Here is a 16,335-nt window from a genome sequence, read left to right as displayed (position 1 = left end):
GGAATCAGTAATGAATTCAATTGTTCCCCTATTCTATTTATTAGCCGCTGTCTGTTTTATTCTTGCTTTAAAAGGATTGGCCAGTCCAGCCACATCCAGAAGAGGAAATCTCCTGGGAATTTTAGGTATGACACTTGCAGTAGGCTCTACGTTGATGATGCCTACCATATTCCATCACTATATTCTGATTGGATTAATCGTCGCCGGTGGAATCATTGGCACATTCATCGCACTAAAAATTAATATGACTGCCATACCTCAACTTGTAGCAGCGTTCCACTCACTGGTTGGTATGGCTGCCGTTTTAGTAGCGTTTTGCGCCTTTTTATCTCCCGAATCGTTTCATATTGGCAGCACTGGCGACATAGAAAAAGCCAGTCTGATTGAAATGAGTTTAGGGTTAATTATCGGTGCAATAACTTTTTCAGGCTCAGTAATTGCCTTTCTAAAACTCCAGGGGATCATGTCCGGAGTACCGGTACGATTTATGGGACAAAGCATTGTAAATCTGATTATCGCTTTGTCAATTCTAGGATTTTTTGTTGTATTTTTACTAAATCAAAGTTTATTGCTTTTTGGTGTATTAGCCGGGTTAGCCTTTCTCATTGGTGTATTGCTGATCATCCCTATAGGCGGTGCTGATATGCCCGTAGTGATTTCCATGCTCAACTCTTATTCCGGATGGGCTGCAGCAGGTATAGGATTCACCCTGAGTAATGATCTGCTGGTAATCACTGGGGCTTTAGTCGGAGCCAGTGGAGCCATCCTAAGCTACATCATGTGTGTTGGAATGAATCGTTCCATTTTCAATGTGATTTTTGGAGGAATTAACTCAGCGGGAAATACCCAGCAAGCTCATGCAGGTGACGAATCCAGATCGGTAAGACAAGCAAATGGGGAGGATGCCGCTTTTCTATTAAGTAATGCCAGAGATGTGATAATTGTACCCGGTTATGGTATGGCTGTTGCTCATGCACAACATGCGGTTAAAGAGTTGGTTGATGCCCTGGAAGCTCGCTCTATCAAAGTCCGTTTTGCTATTCACCCTGTTGCAGGCCGTATGCCAGGCCATATGAACGTTTTACTTGCAGAAGCCAATATTCCCTATGATCGCGTTTTTGAGCAAAGCGAAATTAACAGGGATTTTGCAGCCTGCGATGTTGCTTTTGTTATAGGGGCAAATGATATTACGAATCCGGCTGCTAAAACAGACTCCAGCTCCCCCATTTACGGCATGCCTGTATTAGAAGTTGAAAAAGCTAAAACCGTTTTATTTGTAAAACGTGGAATGTCCCCAGGATATGCGGGTGTCGAAAACAGTCTATTTTTTCATGACAATACGTATATGTTATTTGGAGATGCAAAAACCATGACTGAATCAATTTCCAAAGCATTAGGAGAAATATAACCCAATAATTTTATTATTTATTCAAATACTTGGGGTGGGATCCCATTTGCTCTGCGCAAATGCCTTTTAATTTGCCAAGGAAACAAAATAATTGTATCTTAGCCTGTTAATTTTTCACACTGGAGATATCTATGCTACGAAAAATCGGCTTTTCCTTATTATGCGCAGCCACAGCATTCAGTACGAATGTTCATTCAATAGTCACTAATACCCTTCAACCGAGCATGACAATTGATTATGAATTAGTACCTAACGAACCTCAAGTATTTATTAATTACCTGTATTGGGATATTGAAGCTAAATGTAAAATTATTACCAAAGATGAAAGTAATGTGCTGTTTGCTGAAGCATTAGCCAAACAAGGTAAAGTAAACGATGTCACGTTAACCAAAGGAAGTTCAATGCAGGTGACTGTACATCAAGGCGACACGCTAAAAATCAGTGCCGAATCTGGTGCAAAAGTTAGAATTACAAATCTGGGACAACACACCGTTAAAGCGAGCTGTACAACCTAGTTTTAAAGAGAAAATCCATTAAGTCAAATGACCTGCATCTACCTAAGGTGGATACAGGTTATAAGTATGTGTATCTCCAGTTAATGCTCTCTTGTCGCTCGGAACTTAATCTTTGGGTAGCGCTCTTCCGCCATTGTTAAATTCACTCGTGTAGGTGCGAGATACATTAAGGTATCACTGCCATCCAGGGCTAGATAATCATAGGCTTTATCACGGAATTCACTCAAGGCTTTGTCATCCTCAGCGTACACCCAACGGGCACAAGTCACGCTGACTGATTCATAAAGGCAATCTACCTTGTATTCATGCTTTAATCTGTGGGCTACTACATCGAACTGCAGAATCCCTACGGCCCCAAGAATAAGCTGGTTACTATTTAATGGTCTGAATACCTGCGTTGCGCCCTCTTCAGATAATTCAATTAAACCTTTCAATAACGCTTTGCTTTTCAAAGGATCTCTTAAGCGTACCAGACGAAATAATTCGGGTGCAAAATTAGGAATCCCGGTGAATTTCAGTTGCTCGCCCTGAGTAAATGTATCACCTATACGAATGGTACCGTGATTATGCAAACCTATAATATCTCCTGCCAAAGCAATTTCAGTATGCGATCTATCCCCTGCCATAAAGGTTAAAGCATTGGCAATTTGCACCTCTTTACCAATACGTAAATGACTCAGCTTCATCCCTTTTCTATATGCGCCGGAACAAATGCGTACAAAAGCGATTCTATCTCGATGTTTGGGATCCATATTGGCCTGAATTTTAAATACAAACCCGGTAAAAGCTTCTTCCTGAGGATTCACTATTCGTTCCGTCGTTGCTCTGGGTTGAGGGCCTGGGGCGTATTGAACAAAATCGTCTAACAATTCCTTAATGCCGAAATTATTAATTGCGGAACCAAAATAAACAGGGGTCATTTTACCTGCTAGGTAAGCATCCAGATTAAACTCATGTGATGCACCCTTTACTAATTCAATCTCATCACGAAGTTCCTGCGCACTGTCGCCCAGCAATTCATCTAATTGAGGATTATCCAGTCCTTTAATTCGGACCGCTTCCTGTTTTTGAGCATTTTTACCGTGCTGATAGAGATAAACTGTATCTTCATAGCGATGATAAATTCCTTTAAAACGTTTCCCCATACCTACAGGCCAGGTGATAGGAGCACACTGAATCCCTAATACAGATTCGACTTCATCAAGCAAATCAATGGGCTCACGTCCTTCACGGTCTAATTTATTAATAAAAGTCATAATGGGAGTATCACGAAGACGACATACCTCCATCAGTTTCACGGTTCTGTCCTCTACCCCTTTGGCAACGTCTATTACCATTAAAGCAGAATCTACAGCAGTCAAAGTACGATAAGTATCCTCTGAAAAGTCTTCATGTCCAGGAGTATCCAGCAAATTCATAACATGTTCATTATGAACAAACTGCATCACCGAAGTAGTAATTGAAATTCCACGCTCCTTTTCCATTTCCATCCAGTCGGAAGTAGCATGTCGGTCTGCTTTTCGTCCTTTTACTGTACCAGCCATCTGTATAGCTCCCCCAAATAACAGGAGTTTTTCAGTAACGGTGGTTTTACCCGCGTCAGGGTGAGAAATAATGGCAAAGGTTCTTCTCTTATTAAAGTCCTGATAAAAATCAGACATAAATCTCTCTAAATAAATAATTTAATAATGATGTGAATTCTAAGGGAAATGCATCAAACTAACAATTTTTTCCTCCATTTATACCCAAATTCTGACAAATCATCATGAAAATCATCCTGAGTTCAAACCAGGAATAGCTGTAGCGAATTAAATTCATTCATGTATACTCGAAACAGGGCCTTTTAAAAATACGATCACATTTGATTAAATTTTATTTAATTTGTTCAATATTTAATAGGCACCTTAAATTAAAGGATTTAATTTAAAAAAAATAAGGAGTTTGCCATGAGACGTAACTACTTTATTGCTCCTCTTGTTTTAATTCCACTGTGTGCATTCAGTCAATCAGAATTACCAACCGATTCGATGAGATTAACGCACAATCCACTATCCAAAAACTCCATACAAAAAATATACTCCAATACTACAGAGAATCTGAATCAACTCCAATCTTTTACCCGGAGTGCGGATTATCCTACCCAAGTTATTCGCATGTCGGGAACAATGGAAAACCAAGAACTAACCTGTGATCAAGTCAATGAAGCCATTGAAGAAAAAATAGTAGATTATATTACTTCAGATAAATTTTCTTATCAGACTTATTTCAGTTGCACCTATAATCCAGACACTAATTATGCCATCAGCTTCCAGATCAACAGTTATTTCGATCCGATTAATGATGAAGCCGTTAGTTACTTAAAATCCTATCTGTCAGCGAATAATGGCTCTGAATTTCTTGGAACCCAATTAAATATAGAATCAGCCAAAGGACTCGTCGTTGCGCTTAATTTTTCAGCAGGAATGAAGAAAAATCCCAAAAATCCTCCATTTATAGAATACAGACAGGATCGCAGTAACTTCTATTTCAAAAACAATTATGAAATGAATAAAAAATTGTTTACTGATATTAATCAGAATTTTTATTCCAACGATCCGGAAAAAATTCTGCCATTCCTCGAAAGATGGTTATTTCCATATGCAGGGACTATTTATAAAGCAGTTTTAAGAGACTCTAACTATGCGGAACTGCAACCAGAACAAATTTTCCTCATGGAAAATGGTGAAAAGATATTTGTCTCTGGCCTAAAATACCATTTTGCTCATAATTGCAATACCTATGAAAATCATCGCTGCCTGGTACAGGGCGTTTAACGATTTAGATGTGGCTCGCCCAATAAAAGCGAGCCCTTTTTCAATCTGGATGAGTACTAGACGACTATCAACTCCAAACCGGAATGAAACCGCTCAAAATAATTCACAACCATATTGTCTGTTACCAAATCCAGGTGAGCTGGTTTCCAATTTGGTTTTTTATCCTTAATGATTAACAAGCAACGTACGCCTTCATAAAAATCGCTGTCACTCATAAAATGCGCGACCAAATCAAAATCCATTTTCAAACATTCAGCCAGGGACAGATCTTTTGCCTTATGTAACTGAGCAAGGGTCACTTTAAGACTTAATGGAGATTTTTGCCCAAGAGCATTATAAACACCTTCGGCCCATATACCGTCACAATCACGCAGAGCTTCTCTGATAAGTTCCACTGTCGGCTGAGAAAAACATACATCGATTAAGGGCTTAATCTGAGTGACTTCATTATCCGAATCTGATTGAGTAAACGTTTGAATGCACTGATCAACACGGGCATAAGCGTCTTCTGATAAATCAGTAGACATTAGGGCTTCGGCTAAAGCGCCCATTTTTATGGAAGGTACACGATATTTAATCAATCCAGCCTTTAATGCATCCTGAGAACCTAATCGATTACCTGTTAATCCTAAGTAAATCCCTAGAGATCCAGGACAACGATTTAATAAATGACTTGCCCCAATATCCGGGAAAAAACCAATCCCGGTCTCTGGCATGGCAAAAACAAATTGCTCGCTGGCAACCGGATGGCTACCATGCAGAGAAATTCCTACTCCGCCTCCCATGGTGATGCCATCCATTAAAGCGATATAAGGCTTACCATAATGGTGAATATAATGGTTAAGTCTGTATTCATGCCAGAAGAACTGCATTTGCTCTGACTCAGTACTTCTTCCTGAATTGTAGAGCCAGCGCACATCTCCCCCAGCACAAAAGGCATTACCGGGAACTGCTCGAACCACTATTGCTTTAATGGAATTGTCTTCTTTCCAAAGCTCCAATTGTTTTTGCATGGCCAGAATCATGGGTAACGAGAGCGCATTTAATGCACTGGCTCTGTTTAAAGTAATTAACCCTATTTGACCTTTCTGGGCAAAAAGTATCTCTTCGATCATCATTATTCTCCCTTAAAGACGGCAGTTCGCTTACCCAGAAAAGCCTCTACTCCTTCTTTTTTATCCTCAGTAGCACACACTTTGGCAAAATGAATGGCTTCCAGATGCAAGGCTTCCTGAAGGGATAAATCATAACCATGGTCAATAACTTCCATCACTCCTGCTACAGCCAGAGGAGCCATAGTTAAAATTCCCTTTAATAGAGTTCTCCCCTGCTCTAATAAATGCTCAGGTTCTGTGACTTCTGAGACCAACCCCCAATTCAAAGCCGTTTCAGCATTAATAAATCGCCCGGTCAGGCACAAATCCATAGCGCGCCCTTTGCCGACAAGGCGGGCTAATCTCTGAGTACCGCCATATCCAGGTATAACGCCCAGTTTGACTTCAGGTTGCCCAAACATCGCTTTGGTTGAAGCAATTCTCAACGTTGCGGAAATTGCCAGTTCACAACCTCCACCAAAAGCAAATCCATTAATCGCCGCCAGGGAGGGCTTACCCATGTTTTCCAGCAAACGAAACACTTCCTGACCATGACAAGCAAACTCGTATCCGGTTTGAGCAGTACATTCAGCAAGTCGATTGATATCAGCACCAGCACAAAACGCTTTACCATTGCCAGTTATTATTAATGCCTTAACTTTTGGATTTGCTTTTGCAGAGCGGAATAATTCAGCCAGAGCATCTAAAACTTCGGTACTTAATGCATTCAGTTTTTCTGGTCTATTTAACGTTAATGTTAAAATTCCATTTCCATCCAACTCATGTTCAATTAAATTCATTAACAGACTCCTGGTATATTCCTAATCAATAAAAAACTCTTCATCCAAACTTGCTTTTGCAACAATTTCTCGCATGATCTCATTAGTACCTTCAAGAATCTGGTGCACTCTTAAATCTCTGAATATTCGCTCGATCTGATAATCGCGTAAATAGCCATATCCACCATGCAATTGCATTGCCTTATCACTAATCCGAAATGCTACGTCAGTAGCGAGTCGTTTGGCCATCGCACAATACATCGGAGCATTGACTTCATTATTATCCATAGCCGTTGCAGCTCTATATACCATTAATCGTGCCGCTTCATAATCGGTTAACATATCGGCAAAATAAAAGCGCAAAGCCTGCATTTTAGTTAATGATTTACCGAACTGCTTACGCTCATGAAGATAGGCTTGCGTTAATCGCAAACAGGCAAGTGCGCCACCCAGTGAACATGATGCGATATTAACCCGTCCACCATTTAATGCATTAAGAGCAATTTTAAATCCCATCCCTTCTTCGCCAACTCGGTTGGATACTGGGACTCGACAATTTTCAAAATAGATCATACACGTAGGTTGACTACGCCAACCCATTTTCTTTTCCAGTTTTCCAAAAGTAAAACCTGGTGTATTCTTCTCGATTAACAGACAACTGATCCCGTGATGCGATTCATCTCCAGTGCGAACCATACATAAATAGACATCACTTACGCTTCCGCCTGAAATAAAAGCCTTGGCACCATTAAGAATATAATAATCCCCGTCTCGTACAGCTCTGGTCTTTAATGAAGCCGCATCAGATCCCGATTCCGGTTCTGTAAGACAATAACTGGATATGACTTCCATCGCAGTTAATTTAGGTCCCCAAAAGGAACGCAACTCATCATTAGCATAACGATCAACCAATGAGGTCACCATATTATGAATTGAAAGATAAGCGCTGGTAGTAATACAACCGGTAGCTAATTGCTCAAATATCAAAGACGCATCCAAACGAGTGAGTTGCGCACCGCCAATATCCTCTCGAGCCACCATACCAGCCATTCCTAATGCTGCAGCTTCACGTAAAATATCGGTTGGAAAGTGACTGTGCTCATCCCAACTATCGGCCATGGGAGCCAATTTATTTTGGGCAAAATCTGATGCCATCTGACGAAATGCCTGATGTTCAGCGGTGAATTCAAAATTCATAGACCATCCTTAGAAAGTTTGTTTTTAACACCCTATATACCCATCGGACATAGGTATAAACCTGAAAGAGTTTAATCTACTGAAACGATTACGGCACTAAATTTTGTAAAAATTCCTAGACTTAGCACATAAATTTTCAGGTTCTCATTAAACTGCTCTGTTTACAGGTTAAAAGATGTTATTATTGCGAATTTTTAGCGCCTGTGAAATACAACAAGAATAATCACATGGAAACATTAGCGCAACCTACATTGACAAATAAAAATGCCCTGACCGTTTTAAAAGACTATTTCGGCTTTGATTCCTTTAGAGCTCCACAGGAAGAAATTATCAATGATGTGATTTCTGGGGTAGACGTACTCGTTCTCATGCCGACGGGCGGCGGAAAATCTCTGTGCTATCAAATACCTTCCATAGTTCGATCTGGAGTTGGTATCGTAGTTTCACCCTTAATCGCATTAATGGAAGATCAGGTAGCCTCGCTTAAATTACAAGGCATTAACGCAGCCTATTATAACTCGTCACTGTCAAGCGAAGAGGCCAGAAAAGTATTAGCACAATTGCATAATGACGAATTGGATTTGTTATATATTGCGCCGGAACGACTTATCAGTACTTCCTTTTTAGAGCGTCTGCAAGAATGTCATATCGCTCTGTTCGCAATTGATGAGGCGCATTGCGTTTCTCAATGGGGGCATGATTTCAGACCTGAATATGCTGCGCTCGGACTATTAAAAACTCATTTTCCCAATGTTCCCATGATCGCGTTAACCGCGACTGCAGATAAACAAACCCGCGAAGATATCGTTGTAAAATTAAATTACAATCCGAAAAAATACGTCGCCTCCTTTAACAGACCTAATATTCACTACAAAGTAGTCCCTAAAATTAATCCAGCGAAACAATTAAATCAATTTTTGCAATCTGAAGTGCAACAATCCGGAATTATCTATTGCGGAACACGTAACAGCGTTGAACGTCTTGCGGAAAAGCTGCAAGATATGGGATTTAAAGCACGCGCCTATCATGCCGGCCTTCCGCATAACGAGCGTCGCGAAGTACAAACTTTATTCCGCCATGATCGTATTGATATTGTTGTCGCAACGATTGCCTTCGGAATGGGCATTGATAAACCCAATGTACGCTTCGTGGTGCATCATGATTTACCCAAAAATATAGAAGGATACTACCAAGAAACCGGTCGCGCTGGTCGTGATGGCTTACCTGCCAGAGCCCTTCTGCTTTATGATGCGGCAGACAGCGCAAGGCTCCGTTCCTGGATAATCAATACGCCACTTGACGAACAAAGACGGGTGGAAACCAATAAATTAAATCACATGCTGGCTTTTGCAGAAGCCTCTCATTGCCGTCGCCAGATTCTCTTACGTTATTTTGACGAGCCCTGTGATACTGAATGCAAGTATTGTGATGTGTGTGACAATCCACCTGAAATGGCTGACGCAACAGAAGATGCTCAGAAATTATTATCATGTATCTATCGATTAAAACAGAATTATGGATTAACCCATACCATAGAAGTACTCAGAGGTGCCGTAACTGACAAAATCAAACAATTTGGACATGACCAACTCAGCACCTATGGCATTGGTAAAGATAAATCAGCAAATTACTGGAAACAACTGGCTTGGCAACTTATCCATAAGGATTATTGTTTGCAGGACATCAGTCATTTTAATGTGGTACGTCTGACTCCAAAAGCGATCCCCCTTTTAAAGGGAGAAGAAAGGATTTCACTGACCATCCCCAATAATGACCTAAAGGGTACTAAAAAGAAAAGTAAGGAACGCAGCTCTGTTAAGCCTGAAAATAGTCCTTTATTTGAAGTACTGCGTAGTTTAAGACGTAAACTGGCAGATGAAGAAAACAAACCTCCATTTATGATTTTCAGTGATGCTACCTTACACGAAATGACCCAATTAAAACCCCAAAATACAGAGCAGCTTCTAGATGTCTCAGGAGTAGGTCAACACAAACTAACCCACTATGGACATCATTTTCTCAAAGCGTTAAAAGAATTTAGCGATTCTTGAGATGGAAATGCCAGCTCCGACTCCCCATTATTATTTATTCAATAATGAAAGAGCAAGTTCCTTCCGAGAGCACTGTTTAAAATCAAAGAGTTAACTCCGGTTAGACTCTCTTGATCTAACTATTGATCAAAAATTTTGTCGGCTAGATCTATGAATAAAGTGATTATTATGGAATAATTATCAACCAATTACAGTAAATTTTGTCTATTTATATGAAAATTAAAGCAATTCCCTTATTGATCGCTCTTCTATTTCCTGTTGTTCTATTTGCCAGTAATTCAACCTGTCCTTTATCAGACGGAATCAATGTACACACATCAAAGCGAACTTTAAATATTTGTAAACACGGCTCGGTAATTAAGACCTTTAAAGTAGCTCTCGGATATAAAGGAATCGGCAAAAAGAAAGCGGGTGATAATAAAACACCAATTGGTTTATATGGATTAGCTTATCCAAGAAAATCCAATCAATTTAAAATATTTATTCCAATTCTATACCCAACTTCAAAGCAAGCTGCGGCTGGATATACAGGCAGAGATGTAGGCATTCATGGACCTACCCAGTCATCCAAAGGGTTTAACTGGTTAAACAGTTTGCCCTACTCAACTCGTGGATGTATTGCCGTAGGCAATAATAACTATATTGACTATGTAGCTAATTGGGTAAAATCAAATCCCGGAACTAAGGTTTTAATTATTTAATTTCAAGATTCATGAAATCAAACTTGATTGATTTCTGTTAGCTTAAACCAGGGTGTGTTGACAATTCCGATTTCGACGTCCCGCGACTTGTTCGCGGGATCCAGTTCGAACTTAATAAATACATTATGTTCGTTATTGATTCTAAGTCTCTGGATCCCGCGAACAAGTCGCGGGACGTTGTGAATAATTTAATGAATTGTCAACAAGCTCCAGTACTGGAGCTTGCCACCCCCCTAATAACTCCTCCAAACGTTTGGCTACAGCCAGTGCCACATCATCGTGCCAGGCTTTTGCAACAATTTGCACCCCAATCGGAAGACCTTCATCTGAAGTACCGCAACGAACAACAACTGCAGGCCAACCTGTAATATTATAGGGCAAGTTATAAGTCAAATCATAAGCCAAATCAAAACCTTCTTTTACCTCAATCTTTTGCTCATATAAATTAGCTGGAGTGGTAGCAGCGGGACAAATAATCACATCATAATCTCGCATAAATTCCATCATTGAATATTTAAATTCTTCAATTAATTCCAACCGTCGACGTAACTCAGTAACTGAGAAATGACACACTGCCGCTCTGTCTAAAATAGCCTGAAAAGGCTTTTCTACTTTAGTAACGTGCATGGCAATCATACGATCAATTAACCACTGCCCGCCATCACCACCGTAGAAAAACAACTCCTCGAACATAGAGCACGTTTCTTTAGTATTTGGTGGATATTGTTCATCAATACTATGCACTTCAGACTTAAGCAGATTACCCGCCTTGTTCACAACACTTACGATATCTTCTCTTGGTACAGTAATGTTGTTCTTTGTATATAGAGCAATACGTAATTGACTTAAATCAACTTGATTCGGATCTTTTACGGCAATCGGTATTGTATTGGGATCTACTCCATCAGGGCCGCTAATTATAGGTAAAACATGGATTAAATCATCTACATAACGAGCCATAGGCCCTTGAGTCAAAATGTTTTTAAAAATACCATAGAAACCATTTCCGGGAAAAACTCCGGTATCAGGTATTAAACCAAGTGTTGGCTTTAATCCTGCGATACCGCAATTATGTGCTGGTTGCCTGATGCTTCCACCGCTATCAGCCCCAATACCCAAATAAGAGCCACAGGCAGCAATAAGAGCAGCCTCACCACCACTGCTGCCTCCTGGAGAGCGATTCAAATCATAAGGATTGCGTGTTCGACCGTATAAACTGTTATCGGTATCATAAGACATTGAGAAATCAGGAATATTAGTAATCCCTGTGATTATCGCTCCAGCTTTTCTTAAACGCGCAGCGACCGTGCAATCTTTTTTAGCACGATAATTAAATGGACTTTGATTTCCATAAGAACATAAAAAACCACGGACTTCGCGCGCGTCTTTTATAGTAACAGGTAGTCCATGCAAGAGACCTGTTTCTCTATGTTTAGCGATTTCTTTATCAGCTTTATGTGCTTGTTTTAAAGCTTCTTCTGGTGATAAATGCTGAATCATCGCGTTAATTGAAGGATTTACTTTTGCAACCTGATCCAGATGCGTTTGCATCACTTCCACGCAAGATACTTCCTTTTTTTTCATCAGTTCGACTACTGATTTTCCTGATAAAGAACTCAGTGTTTTCATGAAGCAAACTCCTTTTCCAAAAAAACTCCTTTGTAGCAGTTTAGATCACTATTGCCCATCTGCAAAACGATCTTAAGGCAGGTAAAAAATGTATATAAAAAATATTAAGAGCTGAATGACCATACTCTTTATTAATCCCCTCAGTGTCATTAAGTTAAGGATTATTTACTGTAGACTGACTTTTTTCGTAGCCCGTATTAGCGAAGCGTAATACGGGGAAACTATGGAGTTTGTTGCCATTTTGATCCTGTATTACGCTTCGCTAATACAGGCTACTTAGGCTTTTAGTAGAGGGGACAGAGGAAAATCCACCGGGCTCAAGCAGAATAGAATCCGTGAGATTCCGTACTTTAAATCACCATTTTTTTATATAGGTATTATTAATATTTAAGACGAAAATTTAACAATTTATTAATCTATTTGCCATAAAATTAAACAATAATATACTATATTGGGCAAATGAAATGAGTAATACTTCAATTTATATCGATGGGATCTTGGTTAGCTCTCAGAACATTTCAGCTAAATCCAGTTCAAGCAACGAGTGGAATATAGGCCTGTTAGAGATTCTTGAGAAAAAAAACCTGTCGCCGAATCTTTTTCATCAGGATAATACAAAAAACCTAAGTTTTGATAGTGATATCAATGAGCATGCAAAATGGTTATTTAATAACATCTATAAAATACCTTATCCCGTTTCGAAACAAGAAGTTATTGTTCCCGGGTTTGCCAGATATGCACATGGATTAACGCACGTTTCTCGAGCTGCTCATTATATTCCAGTTTTTTCTAATCTGTATCGCAGACATCGTATTAAGGACTCAGAGAAACTCACCGAAGAAGACATTAAATTATTACAAATTGCCACATTATTCCATGATTCTGCGCGCGAAGATGAAAATGAGGATCAATGGGATCATGAGAGTGCTATTTTACTTTATCATTATTTAAGACACGTATTAGGCGTCAATAGAGATAAGGCTTGTTCGATTGCAGAGGCAACTGCAAATAAGGATCTTCATAAAACAGGTTATTTTAAAATTTACGAAACGGATAATGGTCAGATAAGCTGGCAATTTGATTCAAGCATCACTAAGGATAATTACCAGAAAAGCATCTACCATCAATTGATTCATGATGTGGACTGTCTCGACATTATCAGAGCAAGGCCAGCTTTTGATGCAAAATATCTTGATTTTTATCAGATTGCAGCAAAAGATAATCCTTTGGCTCTGGATGAGATGGCCCAATTAATTTGTGAAGCAAGAAGCTTAATTACCTATCATGGGGATGCTTACGGAACGATTGATCCCTCCTGCAAAATCAACTACGAACAGGAAAATGGATTTCAAGCAATAGCTCAGGATATTGAACGATACAATTATCCTATTCTTAAAGCATTAAATAAGGAATTACTCCCTTTTGAGCTGGTTATTGAATTGCCACTTGTTGAGTTAACTCCTTATGACCCTCAAAAAGAATTAACGCAGGAAAACCTTGAAGCTGCATTGCGTGAGGGAAAAATTCTTGCCAGATCCATCATCTATGTATCAGAAGAGGTTGCTTTTAATTCTACCTCTGGAATCAAAGGTAACAAAGCCAAAATCGAAATTGAAAAATCCATGCGTAGGCCTGGTGTAGCTACACCCAGCTCTAAACCAGATCGGTTTAATAAGCATGGTAACCCATACCGATCTGTCTCGTTACTCGGATATGGCGCGGGAGTATGGTCTAATGTTGGTTTTTTAATGATCAATCCCAATCCTGCTGACATTCAATTGATTAGCAGTATTGATGCAGACACAGGCTATCAAAAAAAATCCATTTGGAAAAATAACGTGACACAAGATATTGATGAAATCAATCAACAATATGCTGACTTGCATCAAGCATTGAAGTTGGGTGGGCAATATCGGATGATGCATAATGGGGACTTTACAACGCACTCCGAACTTTTATATCACTGCAAAAAAATAGATGCAATTTACTTCACTCAGGACCAGACTCCTAACACCCCCTTCCTTCCACCATTTTTTGGCATATTACAGGCCGTTTATTTACGGAACGAATATGAAACGGCTTATGAGAACACCAAAGCAGCCTATATTTTGACTTATGGACCAGAACAAGGTGAACAAGAATTCATAGCAGAATTTGGAGAAAAAAGGATACTGCCAATAATTGAATATTCATTCAAGCATAACCAAATTCATCCTATCGCTGAGAATGAGCTTAACGATGAACTATTAATTAAACAATGGACGGCTATGTGTTCACGCTATATCAGAACACAAATATCAACAGGACATACCGATGTACTTGAAGATAATTTTGATTCAATTAAAGTTAAGAGCATGTATTACATCCAAGAGTATCAACCTGATTGTTATTATTCAGATGAGGAACTTCAATCACTCCTTCACCAGACAGATTATTATCTTTTTAACAAACAGTACATTCATGGGAACAGAGTTCTGCCTGCAGATACTAATTACCCGGCACATTTACGAGACCGAATTAATCATGCAATAGATGAGGAACGGCAAGCTATTTCAATTGAAATAGAAGACAGATTGTATGATGAGCTAGTGTCAGAAAAAAGTTCTATTCTTTCAGAACATAGCTACGCTCTAATTATGCAAAGCACACGCTTGCAAAATAAATTAAAAAATAGCAGTGGTGTATTGGAACGATTATTTAATAATATCCCCGTGATTCCTGATAATAAATCCGAAAAGTATGCATACAATCCTATGATAGGACCTCAAAAAGAAATACTCAGGCATGGAAGTAATCGTAAAGACCCATACTATGGTACCCCTATCATCCCAAACGTGTGCATCAGCCTTGATAAACAAATAAAGCTGATTCGTACCCTGAGCCTGGATATGAATGCATGTTTGTATGCGCGAATAAATGCCGAAAGTAAACTGGATAGAGAAGATATTGTTCATCTGGTTTATGGGCAATGCAGCATCATCTTTATGTCTGAGGAACCCACAAGTGAAAGTCAAAGGACGGCTACTGAATCACAGTATATTATTACTGAAAATAGATTTTACTATTATGATCAATTAAATGAGACTCTTCATGAGATACCAATAAATGAAAATCAGACAACCTATTTACAGTATTATCGTGCGTTGGCTCCTAAAAAATTATCTTTTGAGCAACTGTCCAGAATAACAAGCTTTATTACTGCTTATTCCCCAATAGGTCAGTTCAAATTAAATCCGGAACTTTTTTCACTTATCATGAATAAAATCAAGAATGATGTTTTTTCTGACGGAACATACGATAACAGTTTGTTTCAATATAGGTTCCAGGAATTTTGTACTGTATTTTTTGAGTTATTAAAGCTTCTTCCTGGCGGAAATTTATCACCGAATGAATTACATATTTTGGAACGTCTTTTAGCTGAAATTCAAACGGCGCATGCCAGTGATATGTCTTATTCCCAAGAAACGATGGAACCCATTTTACATTTTTTCAGAGAAAAGATACAAAATGAACAAGTTGATTCACATCAATCAGGCATACCTACGCCCAGTTCTAATGGATCGGGTACTACAGTTCAGTATGATGAACAAGTAACTATCAACCCGGTAGAAAGTACTGCTGAATCAGAAGCAATACTCCAACATGTGAATCATGACTCTCCATCTTTTCTTAATCAGCATATAGGAAAAGTGACTGGAACTGCACTTGGGATTATAGGATCCTTATTCATTTCATCTTTTGATGCACCAGAATTTATTACAAAGAAACTGTCCTCACTTTCATCAGCGACAGTCCGTATTCTGTCAACAGCGATAGGTGCGCTGATTGGCTTTGGTGTAGGTGCTGTGCTTGATGAGAAACGAAGTGCGTCCAACGCGCAGACATTATCCAATGATGCCATTAGTTTATGTTCCACGAGTAAATTATTGGCGGGTTTATCTGCGAACTCCAATCAGGAACATGGTAATAGTATTGATGTCGATCCTGTTTACACCACTATTTATTCTGAACAAACATCCGGGACTGAACTTCAAATAGAGGATAATTCACAAGATGACTTGCAGTTGAGTAATTAAATGTAGGTTTCGATGCATCAGGATCCGTTTCCATTGATTCTTTATTATTTATATTGTAAATTCGATTACCAT

General features: G+C 39.2%; 11 protein-coding genes. 6 read left to right on the top strand and 5 right to left on the bottom strand.

Annotation, left to right across the window (positions count from 1 at the left end):
- Positions 1 to 10 precede the first annotated feature (10 nt).
- Positions 11 to 1,408, top strand: a complete 1,398-nt coding sequence (locus Lqua_RS10740) for an NAD(P)(+) transhydrogenase (Re/Si-specific) subunit beta (RefSeq protein ID WP_058474273.1) — start codon at positions 11 to 13, stop codon at positions 1,406 to 1,408.
- Positions 1,409 to 1,539: 131 nt separating this feature from the next.
- Positions 1,540 to 1,923 (top strand): hypothetical protein, encoded by a 384-nt coding sequence (locus Lqua_RS10735; protein WP_058474272.1) that lies wholly within the window; start codon positions 1,540 to 1,542, stop codon positions 1,921 to 1,923.
- Positions 1,924 to 2,003: 80 nt separating this feature from the next.
- Here the strand turns inward: Lqua_RS10735 and Lqua_RS10730 are convergent, their stop codons facing one another.
- On the bottom strand, positions 2,004 to 3,584 hold the full coding sequence (locus tag Lqua_RS10730; RefSeq protein WP_058474271.1) for a peptide chain release factor 3: 1,581 nt from the start codon (positions 3,582 to 3,584) through the stop codon (positions 2,004 to 2,006).
- A 285-nt stretch (positions 3,585 to 3,869) separates the two neighbouring features.
- Here Lqua_RS10730 and Lqua_RS10725 point away from each other — a divergent pair, with 285 nt between their 5' ends.
- A complete protein-coding gene (locus Lqua_RS10725) occupies positions 3,870 to 4,736 on the top strand; it encodes an Lpg0189 family type II secretion system effector (RefSeq protein ID WP_058474270.1) in 867 nt (288 codons plus the stop codon).
- A gap of 56 nt (positions 4,737 to 4,792) precedes the next feature.
- On the opposite strand, the gene Lqua_RS10720 is transcribed toward Lqua_RS10725, so the two are convergent.
- Genes Lqua_RS10720 through Lqua_RS10710 form a run of 3 tightly spaced genes read right to left on the bottom strand, consistent with a single transcriptional unit; the run spans position 4,793 to position 7,806 of the window.
- Positions 4,793 to 5,851 (bottom strand): enoyl-CoA hydratase/isomerase family protein, encoded by a 1,059-nt coding sequence (locus tag Lqua_RS10720; RefSeq protein ID WP_058474269.1) that lies wholly within the window; start codon positions 5,849 to 5,851, stop codon positions 4,793 to 4,795.
- A 2-nt stretch (positions 5,852 to 5,853) separates the two neighbouring features.
- On the bottom strand, positions 5,854 to 6,630 hold the full coding sequence (locus Lqua_RS10715) for an enoyl-CoA hydratase/isomerase family protein (RefSeq protein ID WP_058474268.1): 777 nt from the start codon (positions 6,628 to 6,630) through the stop codon (positions 5,854 to 5,856).
- A 21-nt stretch (positions 6,631 to 6,651) separates the two neighbouring features.
- Positions 6,652 to 7,806, bottom strand: a complete 1,155-nt coding sequence (locus Lqua_RS10710) for an acyl-CoA dehydrogenase family protein (RefSeq protein WP_058474267.1) — start codon at positions 7,804 to 7,806, stop codon at positions 6,652 to 6,654.
- Between the two features lie 227 nt (positions 7,807 to 8,033).
- On the opposite strand from Lqua_RS10710, the gene recQ reads away from it, so the two are divergent.
- A complete protein-coding gene (recQ, locus tag Lqua_RS10705; protein WP_058474266.1) occupies positions 8,034 to 9,857 on the top strand; it encodes a DNA helicase RecQ in 1,824 nt (607 codons plus the stop codon).
- 212 nt (positions 9,858 to 10,069) lie between these two features.
- Positions 10,070 to 10,558 (top strand): L,D-transpeptidase family protein, encoded by a 489-nt coding sequence (locus tag Lqua_RS10700; protein WP_058474265.1) that lies wholly within the window; start codon positions 10,070 to 10,072, stop codon positions 10,556 to 10,558.
- 141 nt (positions 10,559 to 10,699) lie between these two features.
- On the opposite strand, the gene Lqua_RS10695 is transcribed toward Lqua_RS10700, so the two are convergent.
- Positions 10,700 to 12,187 (bottom strand): amidase, encoded by a 1,488-nt coding sequence (locus tag Lqua_RS10695; RefSeq protein ID WP_058474264.1) that lies wholly within the window; start codon positions 12,185 to 12,187, stop codon positions 10,700 to 10,702.
- A gap of 464 nt (positions 12,188 to 12,651) precedes the next feature.
- On the opposite strand from Lqua_RS10695, the gene Lqua_RS10690 reads away from it, so the two are divergent.
- Positions 12,652 to 16,263, top strand: a complete 3,612-nt coding sequence (locus Lqua_RS10690) for a SidE phosphodiesterase domain-containing protein (RefSeq protein WP_058474263.1) — start codon at positions 12,652 to 12,654, stop codon at positions 16,261 to 16,263.
- The last annotated feature ends 72 nt before the right edge of the window (positions 16,264 to 16,335 follow it).

The sequence above is a fragment of the Legionella quateirensis genome (assembly GCF_001467955.1).
Classification (GTDB): Bacteria; Pseudomonadota; Gammaproteobacteria; order Legionellales; family Legionellaceae; genus Legionella; species Legionella quateirensis.
This window is presented reverse-complemented; position numbering and strand designations above follow the sequence as displayed.